This is a genomic window from Telmatobacter bradus (assembly GCF_048629425.1).
GTDB classification, from domain to species: Bacteria; Acidobacteriota; Terriglobia; order Terriglobales; family Acidobacteriaceae; genus Telmatobacter; species Telmatobacter bradus.
This window is the reverse complement of the sequence record NZ_CP184533.1, coordinates 114,105-132,487: the sequence shown is the minus strand read 5'-3', so window position 1 is coordinate 132,487 and position 18,383 is coordinate 114,105. Positions and strand designations below refer to the sequence as shown.

Genomic DNA, 18,383 nt, shown 5'->3' with positions numbered 1-18,383 from the left:
GACTTTTTTAATAATCTCTCCTGCCGAATGCGTTCAACTTCCTCGGGCCGCCACACGAAATAATGGCTGTGTGGATCGCGTGTAGGCTCTGGAATGAGTCCGGAAGCCAGCTTCCGAAACAAGGTACGTGTCGAGATTCCCAGAATAGACGCCGTTTCTGAGGTCGTCAGCATGTTGTCATAGATTCGCTCTGGTCGTCTTTTCATGGCAGTTTTACTGTATTGCAGTAGATCTCAAAAAACAACATAAAAAACAAAACCTATGACACTTTTAGTAAACAGGCATTTACGGGCAACTTCCCAGATTGGCGAGGAGTTGATGGGAGTTACGCTATTTTGTCTTTTTTGGGAAAAGACAGAGAAAAGCCGTCGTCGGCGTTGTTTGTGCTTTCTTTTGTTTTTATACCTCTATTACCTAAGATCTTCCCTTTATTGTGGGGATGTTAAAACCCCAGGTGAGGGAATGTTTGGTGCTCTGGGGGAGGGTACGAAAGGTGTTCTACCCTGGAGATAAAAGGTTTACAGGCTACAGGGTATATATCAACCCCAGGGGGTGAAACGTATATGTATGTATGCCCCCTGGAAATATCCGCAATGAAAGCCTTGGCCAGACCGTGGATCGTCTGCCCCAGGCTGTCTTGTGGACGCGATAGAAGGCGTAAGGGGTGATTTCTGTCCGAAGTGGGTGGCATCATGCAGATACGATACCGCTGATAGCAGATAAGCTCGGCAAAGTGGATAGCTGGAGTGCATCCTTATATATAGGATGTCTTCTCGTGCTCGGTAAGCCACTGCGTAATCCAGGCAGCGTCCTGGCCATCCTGAGCATCGGCGTCTTCTTTTTGCAGCTTAGCGGCAGGTTCGTAGCGTTCCGCAAAACCCTCAAGGTCTCCCTCCAAAACCTGGGCCAGTCGCCAAAGACTCTGAACGAGGTCCTCTATATTCTGAAAGTGAATCCCCAGTTGGCCAACTTCCAGCTTTATATTGGAGGGCAGGGAAGTGAGCGTAGTGTCGGCATCGCGGCGGATGAGTTCACGGAGTTTGCGGCGAATGACAGGAGGCTTGGGAGCGGTGCGGAGGGCAGACAGCTCCTGACCTGGATCGCTTGCTTTGTTGAGCCGTTCCAAAAAGCCGACCAGTGCCTCGCGTTCTACCAGCAGGGTGCGACCGATACGGACGGTAGGCAATACCCCCAAGAGCATCTGGGCGGAGCGAGGCTGAATCTCGAAAAGTTTTTCCAGTTCGCGGGAGGAATAGTGCGACCGCACGGAGTCCTGGACGGATCGCAGCAGGCTGGGTAGTCGGGGGATCCAACTGACGGTTCTTGCCATAGAAAAAGTCTCCAGCGCGGGAAGTGTAACCAAAAACAGCGGATAGAACGATTGTGAAACGATGGGGATAAATGCGCAAGAGCGCATTTATGTTTCTGATACTTCTATTTTATTATCAACGACAATGTTAGTTGTCATTGTTTATGCATAATATACCTGATAGTCTTCCTGTTCATGAGTGAACTCGTCTCAACCGCACCTCCAGTTGTCCATCTTCTTGAAGATGTGCGTCGTTTGGTCGTTGAGGTCCAACGTCAGACAGCGGTTGCCGTCAATCTTGGCCTTACCGCGCTCTACTGGAGGATTGGCCAGCGCATCCGGTACGAAGTGCTGGGCACGGAACGGGCTATCTATGGGGAACAGATTGTCGCCATACTGTCGCGACAATTGCTATGCCTAGAGAGCCGCGCCGGAGAGATGAACGGGGAAGAGTCGGGCCTATGATCCCTAGCGACCTGCCGGACACAACTGATCGGCAACTGGATGGAAGCGCCTCCGTAAGCATGGCGCTTCTTTATCCTGCTGCGGGCAGCGAGAATTTAGCGATAGTCGCCTTGCGTCAGATGGTTCTCAAGGCGGTGGTTTCCCAGCACACACGGCGCAACTACGCCAAGGCGTTGGATGAGGTTTTTGCCTTCAGCGAGCAGTGCAAGCAGCCGCTCTCCCGCGATCTGCTGATGGAGTACCGCGCCGGGATGATCGAACGGGAACTGAGTCCATCGACAATCAATGTGCGGTTGTCGGCGGTACGCAAGCTGGTCGATGAGGCCAAGCGCAACGGTATTCTGAGGGCCGAGCAAGCCGCGCAAATGGCGGACGTTCCCAACGTTCGCCAGCAGGGAACCCGTCTGGGAAACTGGTTGACGCGGGAACAGGCCAAGCAACTGCTCACCGTTCCCGACCGCACGACGCTCAAAGGCAAGCGTGACGCCGCGATTCTGGCTTTATTGGTGGGGTGCGCGCTACGCCGTGCCGAGTTGGCCGCGCTCAGGGTGGAGGATATTCAGCAGCGCGAGGGACGCTGGGTGATCGCTGACCTCTGCGGCAAAGGCGGCCGCATTCGCACGGTGGCCATTCCCATGTGGGTCAAGATTTTGATGGATACCTGGACGTCTGCTGCCGGCCACAATTCTGGACGTCTGCTCCGGCCGGTTTCCAAAGGTGGGCGCGTCGTGGGAGAGGCGTTGGGCGACTGGGCCGTGTGGAGTGTGGTTGAGCAATCGGCGAAAGCCATCGGGATCGAGCGCTTCGGCGCCCACGATCTGCGCCGCACCTGCGCGAAACTCTGCCGCAAGAACGGTGGAGACCTCGAACAGATCAAGTTCCTGCTTGGTCACGCCTCTATCCAGACGACCGAACGCTACCTGGGCTCCGAGCAGGAAATTGCCGTCGCCGTCAATGACAACCTGGGCATCTGAGCACAGTGACGTGGTCCCGGTGGTCTGGACCGCTTTTCTGTGGTTGATACGTGGAAGCACTGCGGGTAATAGTCAGAGTTCCGTAACCGGGATCGCGCGGAAGCCATTGGCAAAGGGAAAGCCATTGGGAGTACGCGAGACGACCGCGCCAGAAGCGATACGGTCAGGCCGCAATACCGCAGCCAAAGACGTAGCAGGAAGAACCTGCGCCGCCAGTATAGGACCAGCCGTGAACGATCAGGGAGGGCAGGCTATGGATTGATGCTCTTCGAGCTTGGAACGAGCAAAGGGCGCTCGTTCCACAAACTCACAGCCTCGACGGCGAGATCTAAAGCATTACATCAACACGCAGGCACTCATGCAGCGGACATTTACCATACCATCTTGTAAAGATTGCCCTTATTGTCCACTGCCACACCAAATTTTCCATTCAGCGACTCTACTTGGAGTTCCCCGCGAGACCAAGACGCTCTGGGAGCGAGCCGCGGCGGTTCAAGGAAGAAAGGTCACGGAGTTTGTGGTCAGTAGCGCTTCGGAAGGCGCTCATCGGATTCTGTGTGAAAGCGAGCTGTCAAGTCTGAATCGCCTCGACAGGATCGCATTCGTTGAAGCTCTGCTAAATCCCCCAGCTCCAAACGAAAGACTGCGTAAAGCTGCTGCACGCCATGCGCAGGTGTTTGGGAGGTAGGCCATCTCGGCATCCAAGTTCAAAGGCATCGAGCTGTTCGGCCATAAACACAAAAAGCTCCGGGCGGCCTTTTCATGCGGTTCACCGGAACTAGACCGATACCTGAAGCAGCACGGAACGTCTCAACGATTATGAGACAGGTGTGTTGAGAGTTTAGTGTCGAAGTTCTTGCTACAGCGGTGCGGGAAGAGGCGGGTTCCATTGCCGTCCCGCTGCCGATAAAACAGAACCCACGCACTTTGCGACGGATTACAATAGACTTAGTTCGATTATTTCATTCCGGGATCAAGATATTTTCCGTTCATCCAGCTCTGGTTGTAGGTTTACATCTTTTCCCATCAACAATACTGGTCCTCATGGCCAGAAGAAACGCATCACTTTCAAAGGAAACAAATGCACAGGTGTAGTTTGAGATTTACTTGCCGTATTTTTGCTTTGGTTGGTCTTCTCGCAATTTCTCTTTCCCTTGCAGCACAGGTCCCAACAACGGCCAAAGCCGCCGATGCCGCCTCTGCTTCCAAGTGGGACATCCTCGCCGGTTTCAGCTATTTGTCGCCCAGTGGCCATCTGATCAACACCACCTCCAATAGCAGCACGGTGACGGATCATGCGCGCGCGGTCAATCTTGGCGCAGTCGGCAGCGTGACCCGCTACTTCAATCCATACGTGGGTCTGCAGGCCGAGGGCGATTACCACAATGACAACGACGAAAATGTTGTGCATAACGACTTTTCCGGCGGTTCGCTGGGCCTTGTTGGCCGTTATCCGCTGGAAAATGTGACCTTTTTCGCCCACGGCCTGGTCGGTGGCGAAAACATGGGCAGCTATTACACGCCCAACCATTGGGGCGTGGCGCTCACGGTGGGTGGTGGCATGGACTATCCGACGCCGCTGCTCAATCATCATCTGACCGTGCGTCTTTTTCAGGCCGATTACCAGTACGCGCATGTGGATTCTTTCCCGACGAATCGCGGCAACTTCAACATGGCGCGTCTGAGCACCGGTCTGGTCTATCAGATGGGCAGCTTTGCTACTCCTGCAGCGCTCACGCTTGGTTGCACGGCCAGCCCCACGGTTGTTTATCCGGGCGATGTGGTCAATCTGACTGCTACGGTTGGTGCTGTTTCTGCAAAGGATCACGTTGTCTATGTCTGGTCGGGCAACGGCATTGCCGGTTCCGGCAACAATATCAGGGTGGAGACGGTGAATCTGGCTCCGGGCGCATACAAGGTGCGCTGCGATGCGAAGTCTGGCAAGCCAGGCAAGGAAGGTTTGAAGCCCTGGCAGATTGCCAGCAGCATGACGAGCTTTACCGTGAAGGCCTTTGAACCGCCGACGCTGACCTGCCAGGTGACTCCGGAAACGATTCGGCAAGATGGCACGGCGACGGTGAACTGCACAGGCATTAGCCCGCAGAATCGTCCCCTGCGCTACAGCTACAGCGCAACCAATGGCACCATCCGCGGCAATGGCACTGTGGCGACCTTCAAGGCTGAAGGTTCATCCGAAGGCATGGCCAAGATCGCCTGCATGGTAGCCGACGACATGGGAAACAGCGCCACGCATAATCTTGCCGTAACGGTAGAGCGTCCGCTGCCACCCCCGGCCACGCCCGAGCAGGTGCGTCTTGAAGCGCGTCTGGCCCTGCACAGCATCTTCTTCCCGACCGGTCGGCCGGCGGTGAACGATGCCACCGGTGGACTGGTTGCCAGCCAACAGACCACGCTGCGCATGCTCGCCAAGGATTTTCATCGCTACCTGGAGATTGTTCCGGCGGGCCGTCTGACGCTGACCGGCCATGCCGACGTGCGTGGCTCAGTCACCTACAACCAGCAGCTCTCTGAACGTCGCGTGGCAGGCGCCAAGCAGTTTTTGGTTGAGCACGGCGTTCCTGCGGCCAAGATCGACACGCGTGCCGAAGGTGCCGAGGTGCAGTTGACCTCAGCTCAGGTCAAGCAGCTGGTTGAGAAGAATCCGGAGCTGAGCGTGACCGAGCAGCAGCGCGTTCTGGGCCAGTTGAACACGATCGTGCTGGCGCAGAACCGCCGTGTGGACGTTACCCTGAACAACACCGGTCAGCAGTCCGTCAAACTTTATCCGTTCAGCGTCTCTGATTCACTGACCCTGCTGAATGCGAAGGGTGCAACGAGCCCGACCAAGCGGACGCACGCCCATACAACCAAAAAGCGTCGCTAAGCAGTTTTTGCGCATTGCTGTAAATTGAAAGCGGATTGCCGGGTGCTTTTTTCCGCAAGAAAAAGGTACCTGGCAAGCCCCTTAAAAAGTCTACGTATATTCCGAAAAGGCTCTAAACAGCGTTCAGTTCATGCCGCGCGAAGATCTGGATCACTTCGTCTATCTGCATTTTTGTTGGCGGGAGCACTGACTCCAGCTTGTATTCAAAGCCGAGCTCATGCCACTTCTCCTTGCCGAGTTGGTGGAAGGGCAAAACGTCCACGCGCTCGACGTTGCCCATCGTGGCGGCAAATTCCGCCAAGGCTTCGATGTCATCCTTCTGATCCGTCAATCCAGGAACCAGCACGTAGCGCAGCCACACCGGACGCTGCTCAACGGCCAGGCGTCGGGCAAAGCGCAGCGTCGGCTCCAGCGGCTGCCCGGTCAGCTGATGATAGATCTCCGGGTTCCAGTGCTTGATGTCGAGGAGAACCAGATCAATATCAAGCAGTGTGGAGTCTTCCAGACGCTCACCCAGCAGACCGCAGGTATCAACTGCCGTGTGGTATCCCTCCGCCTTCATGCGCTTGAGGGCCAAGGCCAGAAATTCCGCCTGCAGCAGCGGCTCGCCCCCCGTGAAGGTAATGCCACCACGCTTGAGCATGGGCGCGTAGCGGCGAGCCTCTGCGGCAATCTCGTCCACGCTCATCACCCGTCCGTGGTGCGGATTCCAGGTGTCGGGATTATGACAATACTGGCAACGCATCAGGCAGCCAGCCATAAAAAAGGAGAGCCGCAACCCTGGTCCATCCACTCCTGCTGAGGTGTCAAAGGAATGGATCCATCCTTTACCAGCTTCACTTCCGGTCTGATTGAGGATGTTGAACATGGTTGCGGCCTCCGATTGTTTTGTTCTTACAGTGATTGGTGGAAAGTACGATCAATGACTTCGAGCTGCTGCTCACGCGTGAGCTTGATGAAGTTTACCGCATAGCCGGAGACGCGCACCGTCAGCTGCGGATACTTCTCTGGATGATCCATGGCGTCAAGCAGCGTCTCGCGGTTGAGCACGTTCACGTTCATGTGATAGCCGTTGGTGTCAAAGTAGACATCGAGCGAGCTCGCCAGATTTTCAACGCGATCTGCCGTGTTGCGGCCAAGCGCGTCGGGCGTCATCGATGACGTCAGCGAGATGCCATCGAGCGCCTGTTCATAAGGCAATTTGGCAATCGACAGGGCGCTGGCGATCAGGCCATGCTTGTCGCGGCCGTGCATCGGATTGGCACCCGGCGCAAAGGCCTGGCCCTTGCGGCGTCCATCGGGCGTGTTGCCGGTGTACTTGCCGTAAACCACATTCGAGGTGATGGTCAAAATCGACTGCGTGTGCACGGCGTTGCGATAGACCGGCTGCTGGCGCACCTTGTCCATGAAGGTGTTGACCACCCAGACGGCAATCTCGTCCACACGGTCGTCGTTGTTGCCATACGTCGGGAACTCGCCTTCCGTCACAAAGTCCACGGCGACGCCGTTTTCATCGCGCACCGGGCGCACCTTGGCGTACTTGATTGCCGACAGGCTATCGGCCACCACCGAGAGGCCGGCAATGCCGCAACCGAGCGTGCGCACAATGTCGCGGTCATGCAGGGCCATTTCCAGCTTCTCGTAGCTGTACTTGTCATGCGAGTAATGGATGATGTTGAGCGCCTCGACGTAGACCTTGGCCAGCCATTCCATCGTTGTTTCAAAGGCCGGCAACACGTCTTCGTAGCGCAGCACTTCATCTGTGATGGAAGGCATGACCGGAGCAATCTGCTTGCCGCTCAGCTCATCGCGCCCGCCATTGATGGCATAGAGAAGTGTTTTGGCCAGATTGACGCGCGCGCCAAAGAACTGCATCTGCTTGCCCACCGCCATACCGCTTACGCAGCAGGCAATGGCCGTGTCATCGCCGTACTGTTTGCGCAGCAGGTCGTCGTTTTCATACTGCAGCGACGAGGTGTCGAGCGAGGTCTGCGTGCAAAACTTCTTGAAGTTCTGCGGCAGCTTCGAGCTCCACAAAATGGTCAGGTTCGGCTCTGGCGCGGGGCCCATGTTGTAGAGCGTCTGCAGAAAACGATAAGAGCTCTTCGTGACCAGCGTGCGTCCGTCGGCACCCATGCCGCCAATGCTCTCCGTCACCCAGGTAGGATCGCCGGAGAAGATCGCATCGTACTCCTGCGTGCGCAGGAAGCGCACAATGCGCAGCTTGATCACCATCTGATCGACCAGTTCCTGCGCCTCGGCTTCGGTGATGCGTCCGGCTTTCAGATCGCGCTCAATATAGATGTCAAGGAAGGTGGAAACACGGCCCAACGACATGGCCGCGCCGTTCTGCTCCTTCACTGCGGCCAAATAGCCAAGATAGGTCCACTGCACGGCCTCTTGCGCGGTGATTGCCGGGCGGCTCAGGTCAAAGCCGTAGATGCTGCCCAACTGCTTCAACTCATTCAGCGCGCCCATCTGTTCGCTGAGTTCCTCGCGCAGGCGCACCACGTCTTCCGAAAAAGGCTTGGGATCCAGTTCCGCCTTCTCGCGCTTCTTGTCTTCGATCAACCGGTCAACGCCGTAGAGCGCCACGCGACGGTAATCGCCGATGATGCGCCCGCGACCATAGGCATCGGGCAGGCCGGTGACGATGTGCGAACTGCGGGCGCGGCGAATCTCCGGCGTGTACATCTCAAAGACCGCGTTGTTATGCGTCTTGCGATACTCGGTAAAGATCTTGTGTACCAGCGGATCAGCGGCAACGCCCTGCTCCTGCAGGCTCTGCTCAACCATGCGCAGACCGCCAAAGGGCATGATGGCGCGCTTCAAGGGAGCTTCAGTCTGCAGACCCACGATGCTCTCGTTCTCGCGATCAATATAACCAGCGGCATGCGCGGTGATCGTGGATGGAATGTCGTGGGAAATGGCCAGCACGCCGCCTTTGGCGCGTTCTTCCACCAACAGGTCGGCGATCTTCGCCCAAACCTTGCGCGTCTTCTCCGTAGGTCCAGCCAGAAAACTCGCATCTCCCTCATAGGGGGTGTAATTGCACTGGATAAAATTGCGGGTATCAATGCGCTCCATCCACAGGCCTGCTGCAAAGCCCTGCCATGCAGCGGAAGTGGTGTTTTCTTCTAGCGGGAGAGTTTTCTGGTCCATTTGGAACTCCTTTCGGCTTCTCCATAATTGCGCCGACTTGGTCCAAAATGGAGTGCTAAAAGTCACTACGTACCATAATGAGGTTCAATGTATTGTTTTGTGGCACAAGAAGGCGCCATCTGCAGCGCTTTCCGATGAATGCCCTGCAGGCCTCGGAGCGGATGGACGGGGTGATGCCTACACCTATTCAGTAGGCTCGCGCGCTCATCGTGCATCGAGTGTCCTGCGGCAGGCAGCCAGGTCCGCGATTCCGGTAGTGGAGGGGATGAAAAATACTAGACGACTGGTCGTATTTTAGGTATAGTTGGATTCATGAGAGCTTCTACGGCAGAAATGAAACAGCACATCCTCGATACCGCCCGGCCGATTATTGCGGGCAAGGGATTTGCAGCCGTTGGGCTCAATGAGATCCTTTCCGCTGCCGGTATCCCCAAGGGGTCCTTCTACTACTACTTCACCTCCAAGGACCAGTTCGGCAGGGAGTTGCTCGACACCTACTTTACCGAGTACATGACCAGGCTGGAGAGTATGCTTTTCGGCAAGCAAGGTACGGCCGCCAGCCGACTGATGAGCTACTGGCAGGCATGGGAAACCACACAGAACTCACAAGACGCAGAATATATGTGTCTAGCCGTCAAACTCGGGGGCGAGGTCAGCGACCTCTCTGAAACCATGCGTGAGGCTTTGCGCAGGGGTACAACCAGAATCATGGATCTGCTGTCGGGCTGCATTGAAGAAGGTCTGGCCGATGGATCCATTCCCGTGCCGCTCAATGCCCGGAAGGCAGGAGCCCAGCTCTACGCGCTGTGGGTGGGGGCCAGTTTGCTAGAAAAAATTCACCGCGACGGGCACCTCTTTGAGACTGCCCTCACTACCACCAAGCAGCTTCTTCACCTCACGGCATAGGCTTTTTGGTGCGCAATAAAGTAGACGACTAGTCTACTAAAGGGAGAATCCATGCAAAACTTCGTCTTTCAGAATCCCGTTCGCATCGTTTTTGGCAAAGACACCATCAAAACCCTCGATGAACTGATTGCCAAGGACGAGCGCATCCTCATCCTCTACGGTGGCAACAGCGCCCGCAGTAATGGCACGCTGGATGAGGTGAAAACGGCTCTGGGCTCCCGTACCATGCTGGAGTTTGGCGGCATTGAGCCCAACCCCACCTTTGAAACCCTGATGCAGGCCATCGAGATTGTCCGCAAAGAGAAGATCTCCTTCCTGCTGGCAGTCGGTGGTGGATCGGTGATTGACGGCACCAAGTTTGTGGCCGCAACGGCCAACTATGCCGGCGACCCTTGGAAGATTCTGGAGACCATGGGCAAAGAGATCACCGAGGCCTTGCCCTTTGGCACAGTGCTCACCCTGCCCGCCACCGGTTCCGAGATGAACAACGGCTCAGTGATCACGCGCAAGTCCACGCAGTCCAAGCTGCCTTTCCTGAGCGATTACGTCTTCCCCAAGTTCTCGATTCTGGACCCGTCGAAGACGCTGACCCTGCCCATGCGCCAGGTGGCCAACGGCATTGTTGATTCCTACGTTCACATTCTTGAGCAGTATCTGACCTATCCGGCCGGGGGCATGGTGCAGGATCGTTTGGCGGAGGGTATGCTGCAGACTCTGATCGAGATTGGGCCGCAGATTTTGGCCAATCCCCAGGACTACGATCTGCGCGCCAACCTGATGTGGGTGGCAACGCTGGCCCTCAATGGCCTGATTGGCGCAGGTGTTCCGCAGGACTGGGCGACGCACATGCTGGGCCATGAGCTGACGGCCCGCTTTGGCATCGATCATGCGCGGACGCTGGCTTCAATTTTGCCGGCAGCGCTGCAGGAACGTCGCGCCAGCAAGCAGGCCAAGCTGTTGCAGTATGCCGAGCGTGTCTGGAAGATTGTGGACGGCAGCGAAGACGAGCGCATCGACCAGGTGATTGCCCGCACCGCCGCCTTCTTTGAGAGCCTGGGCGTACCCACTACGCTGAAGGCCTACGAGGTAAAGCCGGAAGAGATTGACAGCGTGCTCTCCCAGCTGGAAGCCCACGGCACATCCATGATCAATGAACGCATGGACATGACACTCGCCATTCACCGCCGCATTCTGCAGCACAGCATTCAGGGAGAGTAAGAATGGCCACGCATCTGAATCACAAAATTGTTTTGCAGGCGCGTCCGCACGGAGAACCCAGGCCCGAGGATTTCCGCCTGCAGGAAGAAGCGATTCTCAGCCCGGCAGAAGGGGAGGTGCTTTTGCGCACGCTCTATCTTTCGCTGGCCCCGTACATGCGGGGGCGGATGAGCGAAGGCCCATCCAACGCGCCGGAGGCTTTCATTGGACTGCTGCGCGGCAGAAACTTTGGCAAGCTGATCGTCAAGGTTGCCGAGTAAATCCTAGAGCATTTTCGGAATGCACGTAGACTTTTTAAGGGGCTTGCAAGGTGCCTTTTTCTTGAGGAAAAAGGCACTTAGCATCCTACTTCCGGTCTATAGTAATTCCGAAGATGCTATAACGGGCTGCTCTGGATGGGCCGGAGAGCTCCTAACCATAGTTGCATGGAGGTTTTTCTCAGTATGAAGATTTTGATGGTTCTTACGTCGCATGACCAGTTGGGCAGCACGGGACACAAAACCGGTTTCTGGCTTGAAGAGTTTGCCGCGCCTTACTACACCTTCAAGGATGCTGGCGCGGAGGTCGTGCTGGCCAGCCCGCTCGGCGGACAGCCGCCGCTGGACCCCAAGAGCGATCTGCCCGACTTCCAGACGGAGCTGACGCACCGCTTCAAGGCCGATCCTGCGGCGCAGAAGGCGCTGGCGAATACCGTCAAGCTGGACACCGTCAAGCAGGAAGATTTTGACACGGTCTTCTATCCCGGTGGCCATGGCCCACTGTGGGATCTGGCAGAGAGCGAAAATTCCATCCGCCTGATTGAGAGCTTTGAGCGCGCCGGCAAGCCCATCGGTTTTGTCTGCCACGCGCCGGCGGTTCTCTATCGCGTCAAGGCAGCCAATGGCGAGCCGCTGATCAAGGGCCGCAATGTGACCGGCTTTACCAACGGCGAAGAAGCCGCCGTACAGCTGACCGACGTGGTTCCTTTCCTGATCGAAGACAAGTTCATCGCCCTCGGGGGGCATTATTCGAAGGGACCGGACTGGGCTCCGCACATCGTTGAAGATGGCAAGCTGATCACCGGACAAAACCCCGCTTCTTCAGAAGGCGTTGCCAAGGCCCTGCTGAAGCAGTTGCTCTAATTCAAGGCCGTGGACTCCTGCCCTTTCTTCCCCGAAGGGCAGGAGCTCTGCTCCGCACTTTTCACAAAGAACCCTGAATCTGCCTGTGCGCGTGCCCTGAAAAAATCCACCCTGGAACTGGGCGGCGCTGACTCTTTCATCGTTCTGGAAGACGCCGACCTCAAGGCCGCCGCCAAGTGGGCCGCAATCGGTCGTCACCTGAACCTGTTGAAACTTCATAGCCAGTTACTCCAGCCGTTATTTATAGATGTTCTTCTGGTCAATAACGGTTATTATAGTGTCTTTTCGTGGCAAAATTAGAACTAGAGGATATTATGGTAGCCGTTAACCTTACGACAACGCAGGAGGTTCTGTCTGGAATTGCTGGCCGGTTCAAGAACCGGCGCTTGGCCATGAACCTGACGCAGGAAGAACTGGCGCTACGCTCGGGTGTGACCCTCAGTTCCTTGAAGCGATTCGAGCGCCTGGGGCTGATTGCGCTGGATTCGCTGCTGAAGCTGTCTTTGGTTCTCAACTGCCTGGGCGATTTCGACAAACTGGTCGTGGAAGACCTGTCCAGCTTAGCCACACGGTCGCTCGACGCTCTATTAGCCAAGCCAGCGGTGCGGCAACGAGCCACGGGCAGGAAAGGACGCAACCATGGCGTATAGTCCGACAGAACTACTGACCGTTTTTCTGGATGCGCACAAACAACGACACAAGGTTGGCCGTCTGGCGTTCAAAGACAGGAAGATTTTTTTCGAATACGATGCCGCATTCCTTACCTCGGGCATTGAGATCTCGCCGATCAAACTACCTCTCCGGGCCGGCGTCTTCACTGCCGATACCATGAGCTTTGATGGTCTGCACGGTGTATTCAACGACAGCCTCCCGGACGGATGGGGGCGGCTTCTGCTTGACCGCACGGTAGAGAGATTTGGCATGCAGCGCGGCCAGTTGAATTCGCTCGACAGGCTTGCTTTTGTCGGGCAGCACGGCATGGGCGCGCTCAGCTATGAGCCAGAGTTGGGCCAGAAGACTACCGACGATGCGCCTTTGGCACTGGACACGCTGGCCGAGGAATCTGCCGCGGTATTGGCCGGAGAAAATGAGGAAGTCTTCGAAGAGTTGCTACGGCTTAACGGTTCCTCTTCGGGGGCCCGGCCGAAGATCGTGGCGCAGGTGAGCGCAGACAAAAAGAGAATCCTTCACGGGCAGCAGGAGGCACGGCCTGGCTACTCGCATTGGATGATCAAGTTTCCTTCTTCTCAAGACGCTCGCGATGCCGGGGCGATTGAATACGCATACAGCCTGATGGCAAAGGCGGCCGGTGTGGAAATGCCCGAAACCCATCTCTTCCGCACGAAGAAGAACAAATACTTTGGTACCAAGCGCTTTGACCGGGACGGGAATGCGCGCATTCACATGCATAGCCTTGGTGGTTTGCTCCATGCCGATCACCGCACTCCCAGCCTTGACTACAACATGGTTCTACGCGCAACGCTTGCTCTAACCAGAAACATGCAGGATGCGGAAAAAGTCTATGCACTGGCCAGCTTCAATGTGCTCGCCCATAACCGGGACGATCATGCGAAGAATTTCTCCTTCCTGCAGAACATACGCAACGAATGGGCCTTTGCGCCAGCCTATGACCTGACTTTTTCTTACGGTCCTAGCGGCGAACAAAGCATGCTTGTGATGGGTGAGGGACGCAATCCAGGCACTGCTCAACTGCTGGCATTGGGCAAGCAGCATGGACTGAAAAGAGCAGCAGAGATTCTGACACAAGTACAACAGGCCGTGGCCGACTGGCCGCACTATGCCGAACAGGCGGGTGTCACGCGAAAGTCAACGCAGGAGATCGCCGAAAAGATCAAAGCGTAGTGAACATGCACGATCAGATCCCGGCCACATTCCGCGAGCAGCAGGCAGAAGGCATCAATCTCATCTTTGAACTATCCTGCTCCCATCCAACGGCTTCTCGCGCAGCTACCGATGCGGATGGCCTCCGGCGTTCAAACCGGAGATAGGGTCGCCTGCTCTAACTGGTCTCGCACACCGGCGGCGCAGCCATAGCGTCCGATCTGGTCTTGGTGAATGGCCAAGACTTCGATCATCGTCAGGTAGTCTTTCATACGGCGTTATGGCGTTAAGCTTTGCCAAGCCCTTCAGCATCTATCAGGCTATTTTTGCCCAACCCCTCGAAAAGGTAAAATTGGCATTCCAGTGGGGTCCATAAGGCAAATATCCATCCTGGTAACTCAGGGTCTTTGGAACAATTGGACGAAAAGTCCGGTTAAGGATTCTGGGGTCTCTTGGTAGCCAGAATCCGATAGACTGTCGCTTCGCCGATGCCGAGCTGTGATGCGACAGCTTTCCGGGTGAGCCCTTCGGTGGCCAGTTTCAGAACGTTGTGTCGCAGGTCTTCCGCGATGGGTTTGCGCCCTTTGTAACGCCCTTCCGACTTGGCCTTGGCGATACCTTCCCGCTGCCGTTCCAGCATCATTTCCCGCTCGAACTGGGCGACCGCTCCCAGCATTGTCAGCATCAGCTTGCCGGTGGGAGTCTGGGTGTCCATGCCGAGGTTCAAAATCCGCACCCCGACCCGCTTGCTCTCCAAGGTTTGGAGAATCGCCATCAGATCCAGAACCGAACGTGCGAGCCGATCCAGTTTGGAGACGACGAGTATGTCGCCTTCCCTGACGTACTCCAGGGCAGAGCGAAGTTGGATTCTGTCGGCGACCGAGGAGACCTGCTCCTGAAAGGTCTTTTCGCAGCCGGCCGCGGCGAGTTCTCGCAATTGAGCTTCAAAGCCAGCGTGTTGATCCACTGTGGAAGTGCGGGCGTATCCGACGATCATTTTTCCATCACGAGAGTCATAGACATTGTGATAGCCTTTCTATCAAAATACAATACCGACTTCAGTGAGAGCTATTTTACGGGATTAGACCTTCCCTCACTGGACCTTGCCCTATTGAGAGAGCCGTACATTGCCAAGTACGGCTGGCCGCTCATAGTAAGCACTATGTATGGTTGGGAAGATGTGGATCTGGGAGGGATGCCGGAGTCGATGATCGAAGAGACCGCTTTCAAACGCCTGATTTTCCGCGCGGCACTTCGCCATGTTAGCCCTATGGAATCCGGGTCATCTCCGTCCCAGACCGCATGAATATGACCGATTTCAATGACATCTTCAGCACCATGAAATGCAATTTCCAATTGCCGTGCAGAAAGTGCATTTTTTGCACTCGCCGAAAGTCACTCGCGCATGGCCTCTGACTCCCGTCGCCTGTCCATCCTGACCGCACAGGAGATCGATGATCTTTATGGTTTGCCACGCTTCTCGGAAGATGACCGCCGCCTTTACTTCGATCTGAGCCCGACGGAACGCGAGTTGGCCGACGGCGTATTTACCATCTCGGTGGCGGTTCATCTCGTCCTTCAGCTTGGATACTTCAAGGCTAAGCGGCAGTTCTTTGTTTACTCGCTCGATGCAATAGCAGACGATCTGGAACATATCCTCCGCCGCTATTTTCCGACGCGGGATAGGAGTGAAATCAAGGCGATCTCCAAACCGACACGCCTGGAGCAACAGCAGGTAATTCTCAAGCTTTTCGACTATCGGTTATGCACTGCCGCCGCCAAGGAAGACCTCGAACAGAAGGCGCAGCGAGTTGCGATGCTGTCGGCGCAGCCCATCTTCATTCTGCGCGAAGCCCTGCAGTATCTGGCCCATCAACGCATCGTCACCCCAGGGTACACGTACCTGCAAGATATGGTTGGGCAGACTGTCTCCAGCGAACTCCAGCGAATGACCGGCTTGCTCGACCGAGCACTGACCCCGGAAGTCGAGCGGCAACTCAAGGCGCTGATCGAGGCCGGCGAGGGCATGTACCAAATCAGCTTGCTCAAGCACGAGCCGAAGGATTTCAGCTATGGAGAGTTGCGCCAGGAGGTGGAGCGCCGCAAGTTCTTCCAGCCGCTATTTGAGTTCGGCCATAATTTCTTGGCAGCGGCTGGCTTGTCCAAAGAGAGTGTGAAGTACTATGCCTCGCTGGTCCAGTTCTACACCGTCTACAAGCTACAGCGGATGGCCACCCCAACGGTCCGCCTGTATCTGTTGTGTTTCGCCGCGCACCGCTTCCGCCAGATAAACGACAACCTGATCGAGGCCTTCATTCATCTCATTCATCAATACGAGCAGGAGGCCAAGCTCGCGGCCGAGGCAGCCGCCGTGAAAGCGATAACGGAAGCGAGCACCAATCTGAAAGCTGGCGGGCAGGTCCTGAACCTGTTTCTTGACCCATCCATTGCGGACTGGACTCCATTTTCCATGGTCAGGCAGAAGGCGTTCTCCTTACTCAATCCCGAACGCTTCGTTCAGGTTTCCGAGTATATGCGGAAGATCGAGTTCGACAGGACCGCGTTCGAATGGGCCTACTATGGCACTCTCCATTTTAAGTTCAAGCTCAACCTGAGGCATCTATTCTGCAACCTGGACTTCGCGGGCTTGGTCGAGGATGCGCCGCTGCTCGAAGCGGTAGCCTTCTTGCAGAGTCTTCTCCGCGATGGCAAATCACTTCGGCAGGTACCTCCTGCCGATTTCCCGACAGGCGTTATTGCCAAAGGGGCGCTGCGCTATATGTACACTGCGGCCGAGAAGCGCAAAGACAAGCGTCTGGAGGTTGATCGCTACGAATTCCTTGTCTATCGTCAGCTACGCAATGCGCTGGAGGCAGGCAACGTGTACATCCGCGACAGTAACGATTTTCGCAGCTTTGAGGACGATCTGATCAGTGCCGAGCGCTGGAAAGACAAGGATGCCGTGCTGCGCGAGATTGGCTCTCCTGTTCTGCTGGCACCGATCGAGGAAACGCTTGCCACCCTGCGCGCAGAACTGGAAGAAAAGTACGAGCACGTCAATCGGCGCATCGAGAACGGCGAGAACAAACATATCAAGATCACCGGCACCGGCGATAAGCGCCGTTGGACGCTGATCTATCCCACAGAAGAAGAGCCCATCAATAGTCCGTTTTATGGCCATTTGCCGGGTATTGGTGTTGCTGACCTCTTGCGATTCGTCGCCGAAAAGACCAACTTTCTGAGTGCCTTTACCCACGTCCTGGGCCGTTACGTGAAACAGGAGGCCGATCCGCGTCATCTCCTTGCCTGCATCGTCGCCATGGGAACCAACATGGGCCTCTGGAAGATGGCGGAGGTCTCCGGCCTCAGTTACTCGGCGCTTGTGACGACGGCGCGCAATTTTCTGCGGGCGGAGACGCTGCACGCGGGCAACGACGAGATTGCTAACGCCACTGCCAAGCTATCCATGTTCGACCAATACGACATCGGTGATCTGAAGCATTCCAGCAGCGACGGCCAGCGCATCGAAACCCAGATCCACACCATCAATGCCCGGCACGGCAGCAAATACTTTGGATTGCAGAAAGGTGTGAGCTCCTACACGCTGGTCGCCAACCAGGTGCCTTGCAACGCGCGCATCATCGGGACGCACGAGCACGAGTCGCACTTCGTCTTCGACATCCTGCACAACAACACGACCAACATCCGCCCGAAACGGCATTCCACCGACACCCACGGCACCAACCAGGTGAACTTCTTCTTGTTGTTCTTTGCTGGCTACCAATTCGCGCCGCGGTATCGCGACCTGCACAAGAAGATCGCCAGTCTGGTCGGCTTCCAGCATCCGAACCACTATGCCCACTACCTGATCAAGCCGGCGCGGAAAACCTTCGATGCGTTGATCGTCAAGGAATGGCCTAACATCCAACGTATCCTGGCATCTCTTGCACAAAAGGATGTAACCCAGGCGACGGTCGTGCGCAAACTGAGTTCCTATGCCCGTCAAAACCAGACCAAGAAGGGGCTCTGGGAGCTGGACAACATCCTCAGAAGCATCTACATCCTTGACTTCATCGACAATTCCACTCTGCGGCAGAGCGTGCAGAAGGCGCTCAATCGCGGCGAGGCTTACCACCGGATGCGGCGCGCAATCTCCTATGTCAACTCCGGCAAATTCCGCGTGAAGACCGAAGCGGAGCAGCAAATTTGGAACGAATGCTCGCGGCTGATCGCCAACGCAATCATCTACTACAACACCCTGCTCCTCTCGCGGGTATACGAGCAGAAGCTGGCAGCAGACGACTTGGAAGCGGTCAAGGTTCTCAAGAGCACTTCACCCGTTGCTTGGCGCAACGTCAATCTAATCGGCAACTTCGACTTCACGACCAGTTCGACGCCGGTCGATATCGAAGCCCTGGCTGCACGTTATCAAAATGAAGATTTCTGGCGACTCTCCATGCAGGAAGAAGATGAGGAGGGTCCAGAACGGTAGTCGAAGCCAA

The 18,383-nt window shown here is 56.1% G+C and carries 15 protein-coding genes and 1 pseudogene; 12 read left to right on the top strand and 4 right to left on the bottom strand.

The features are described 5' to 3' along the window. Positions 1-754 precede the first annotated feature (754 nt). Positions 755-1,330: a hypothetical protein gene (locus tag ACOBR2_RS21500; RefSeq protein WP_420240091.1), complete on the bottom strand. Its 576-nt coding sequence runs from the start codon at positions 1,328-1,330 to the stop codon at positions 755-757. A gap of 174 nt (positions 1,331-1,504) precedes the next feature. Between ACOBR2_RS21500 and ACOBR2_RS21495 the strand changes: the two genes are divergently transcribed. The 4 genes from ACOBR2_RS21495 to ACOBR2_RS21480 all read left to right on the top strand — a co-directional run bounded on the left by ACOBR2_RS21495 (position 1,505) and on the right by ACOBR2_RS21480 (position 5,632). Further along, the gene (locus tag ACOBR2_RS21495; protein ID WP_420240090.1) at positions 1,505-1,774 is read left to right on the top strand and encodes a DUF1016 N-terminal domain-containing protein; all 270 of its coding nucleotides are present in this window, start codon (positions 1,505-1,507) and stop codon (positions 1,772-1,774) included. After that, a complete protein-coding gene (locus ACOBR2_RS21490; protein ID WP_420240089.1) occupies positions 1,771-2,748 on the top strand; it encodes a tyrosine-type recombinase/integrase in 978 nt (325 codons plus the stop codon). Before ACOBR2_RS21495 ends, ACOBR2_RS21490 begins: the two co-directional genes overlap by 4 nt. A gap of 358 nt (positions 2,749-3,106) precedes the next feature. Continuing rightward, the gene (locus ACOBR2_RS21485) at positions 3,107-3,436 is read left to right on the top strand and encodes a DUF1778 domain-containing protein (RefSeq protein ID WP_420240088.1); all 330 of its coding nucleotides are present in this window, start codon (positions 3,107-3,109) and stop codon (positions 3,434-3,436) included. 435 nt (positions 3,437-3,871) lie between these two features. Then, on the top strand, positions 3,872-5,632 hold the full coding sequence (locus ACOBR2_RS21480) for an OmpA family protein (protein ID WP_420240087.1): 1,761 nt from the start codon (positions 3,872-3,874) through the stop codon (positions 5,630-5,632). Between the two features lie 112 nt (positions 5,633-5,744). Here the strand turns inward: ACOBR2_RS21480 and pflA are convergent, their stop codons facing one another. Both pflA and pflB read right to left on the bottom strand, forming a co-directional pair. Beyond that, complete coding sequence (gene pflA / locus ACOBR2_RS21475) at positions 5,745-6,500, bottom strand: pyruvate formate-lyase-activating protein (protein WP_420240086.1); 756 nt, start codon at positions 6,498-6,500, stop codon at positions 5,745-5,747. A gap of 26 nt (positions 6,501-6,526) precedes the next feature. After that, positions 6,527-8,794: a formate C-acetyltransferase gene (gene pflB, locus ACOBR2_RS21470; protein WP_420240085.1), complete on the bottom strand. Its 2,268-nt coding sequence runs from the start codon at positions 8,792-8,794 to the stop codon at positions 6,527-6,529. 333 nt (positions 8,795-9,127) lie between these two features. Between pflB and ACOBR2_RS21465 the strand changes: the two genes are divergently transcribed. The 7 genes and pseudogenes from ACOBR2_RS21465 to ACOBR2_RS21435 all read left to right on the top strand — a co-directional run bounded on the left by ACOBR2_RS21465 (position 9,128) and on the right by ACOBR2_RS21435 (position 13,902). Beyond that, on the top strand, positions 9,128-9,700 hold the full coding sequence (locus tag ACOBR2_RS21465) for a TetR/AcrR family transcriptional regulator (RefSeq protein ID WP_420240084.1): 573 nt from the start codon (positions 9,128-9,130) through the stop codon (positions 9,698-9,700). Positions 9,701-9,751: 51 nt separating this feature from the next. Continuing rightward, positions 9,752-10,918, top strand: a complete 1,167-nt coding sequence (locus ACOBR2_RS21460; protein WP_420240083.1) for an iron-containing alcohol dehydrogenase — start codon at positions 9,752-9,754, stop codon at positions 10,916-10,918. Positions 10,919-10,920: 2 nt separating this feature from the next. Beyond that, a complete protein-coding gene (locus ACOBR2_RS21455; protein ID WP_420240082.1) occupies positions 10,921-11,178 on the top strand; it encodes a hypothetical protein in 258 nt (85 codons plus the stop codon). 183 nt (positions 11,179-11,361) lie between these two features. Continuing rightward, positions 11,362-12,039: a type 1 glutamine amidotransferase domain-containing protein gene (locus tag ACOBR2_RS21450; RefSeq protein WP_420240081.1), complete on the top strand. Its 678-nt coding sequence runs from the start codon at positions 11,362-11,364 to the stop codon at positions 12,037-12,039. Between the two features lie 87 nt (positions 12,040-12,126). Continuing rightward, a pseudogene (locus tag ACOBR2_RS21445) lies at positions 12,127-12,243 on the top strand (aldehyde dehydrogenase family protein); the annotation flags it as partial. Between the two features lie 110 nt (positions 12,244-12,353). Next, positions 12,354-12,689: a helix-turn-helix domain-containing protein gene (locus ACOBR2_RS21440; RefSeq protein ID WP_420240080.1), complete on the top strand. Its 336-nt coding sequence runs from the start codon at positions 12,354-12,356 to the stop codon at positions 12,687-12,689. Beyond that, entirely contained in the window at positions 12,679-13,902 is a 1,224-nt protein-coding gene (locus ACOBR2_RS21435) for a type II toxin-antitoxin system HipA family toxin (RefSeq protein ID WP_420240079.1), read from the top strand. The genes ACOBR2_RS21440 and ACOBR2_RS21435 overlap by 11 nt, the downstream gene beginning before the upstream one ends. Positions 13,903-14,314: 412 nt before the next feature. Here the strand turns inward: ACOBR2_RS21435 and ACOBR2_RS21430 are convergent, their stop codons facing one another. Further along, on the bottom strand, positions 14,315-14,878 hold the full coding sequence (locus ACOBR2_RS21430; RefSeq protein WP_420240063.1) for a recombinase family protein: 564 nt from the start codon (positions 14,876-14,878) through the stop codon (positions 14,315-14,317). Positions 14,879-15,286: 408 nt separating this feature from the next. Between ACOBR2_RS21430 and ACOBR2_RS21425 the strand changes: the two genes are divergently transcribed. Then, positions 15,287-18,373 carry a Tn3 family transposase gene (locus tag ACOBR2_RS21425; RefSeq protein ID WP_420240067.1) on the top strand — a complete coding sequence of 1,029 codons (3,087 nt, stop codon included), beginning with the start codon at positions 15,287-15,289 and terminating at the stop codon, positions 18,371-18,373. The last annotated feature ends 10 nt before the right edge of the window (positions 18,374-18,383 follow it).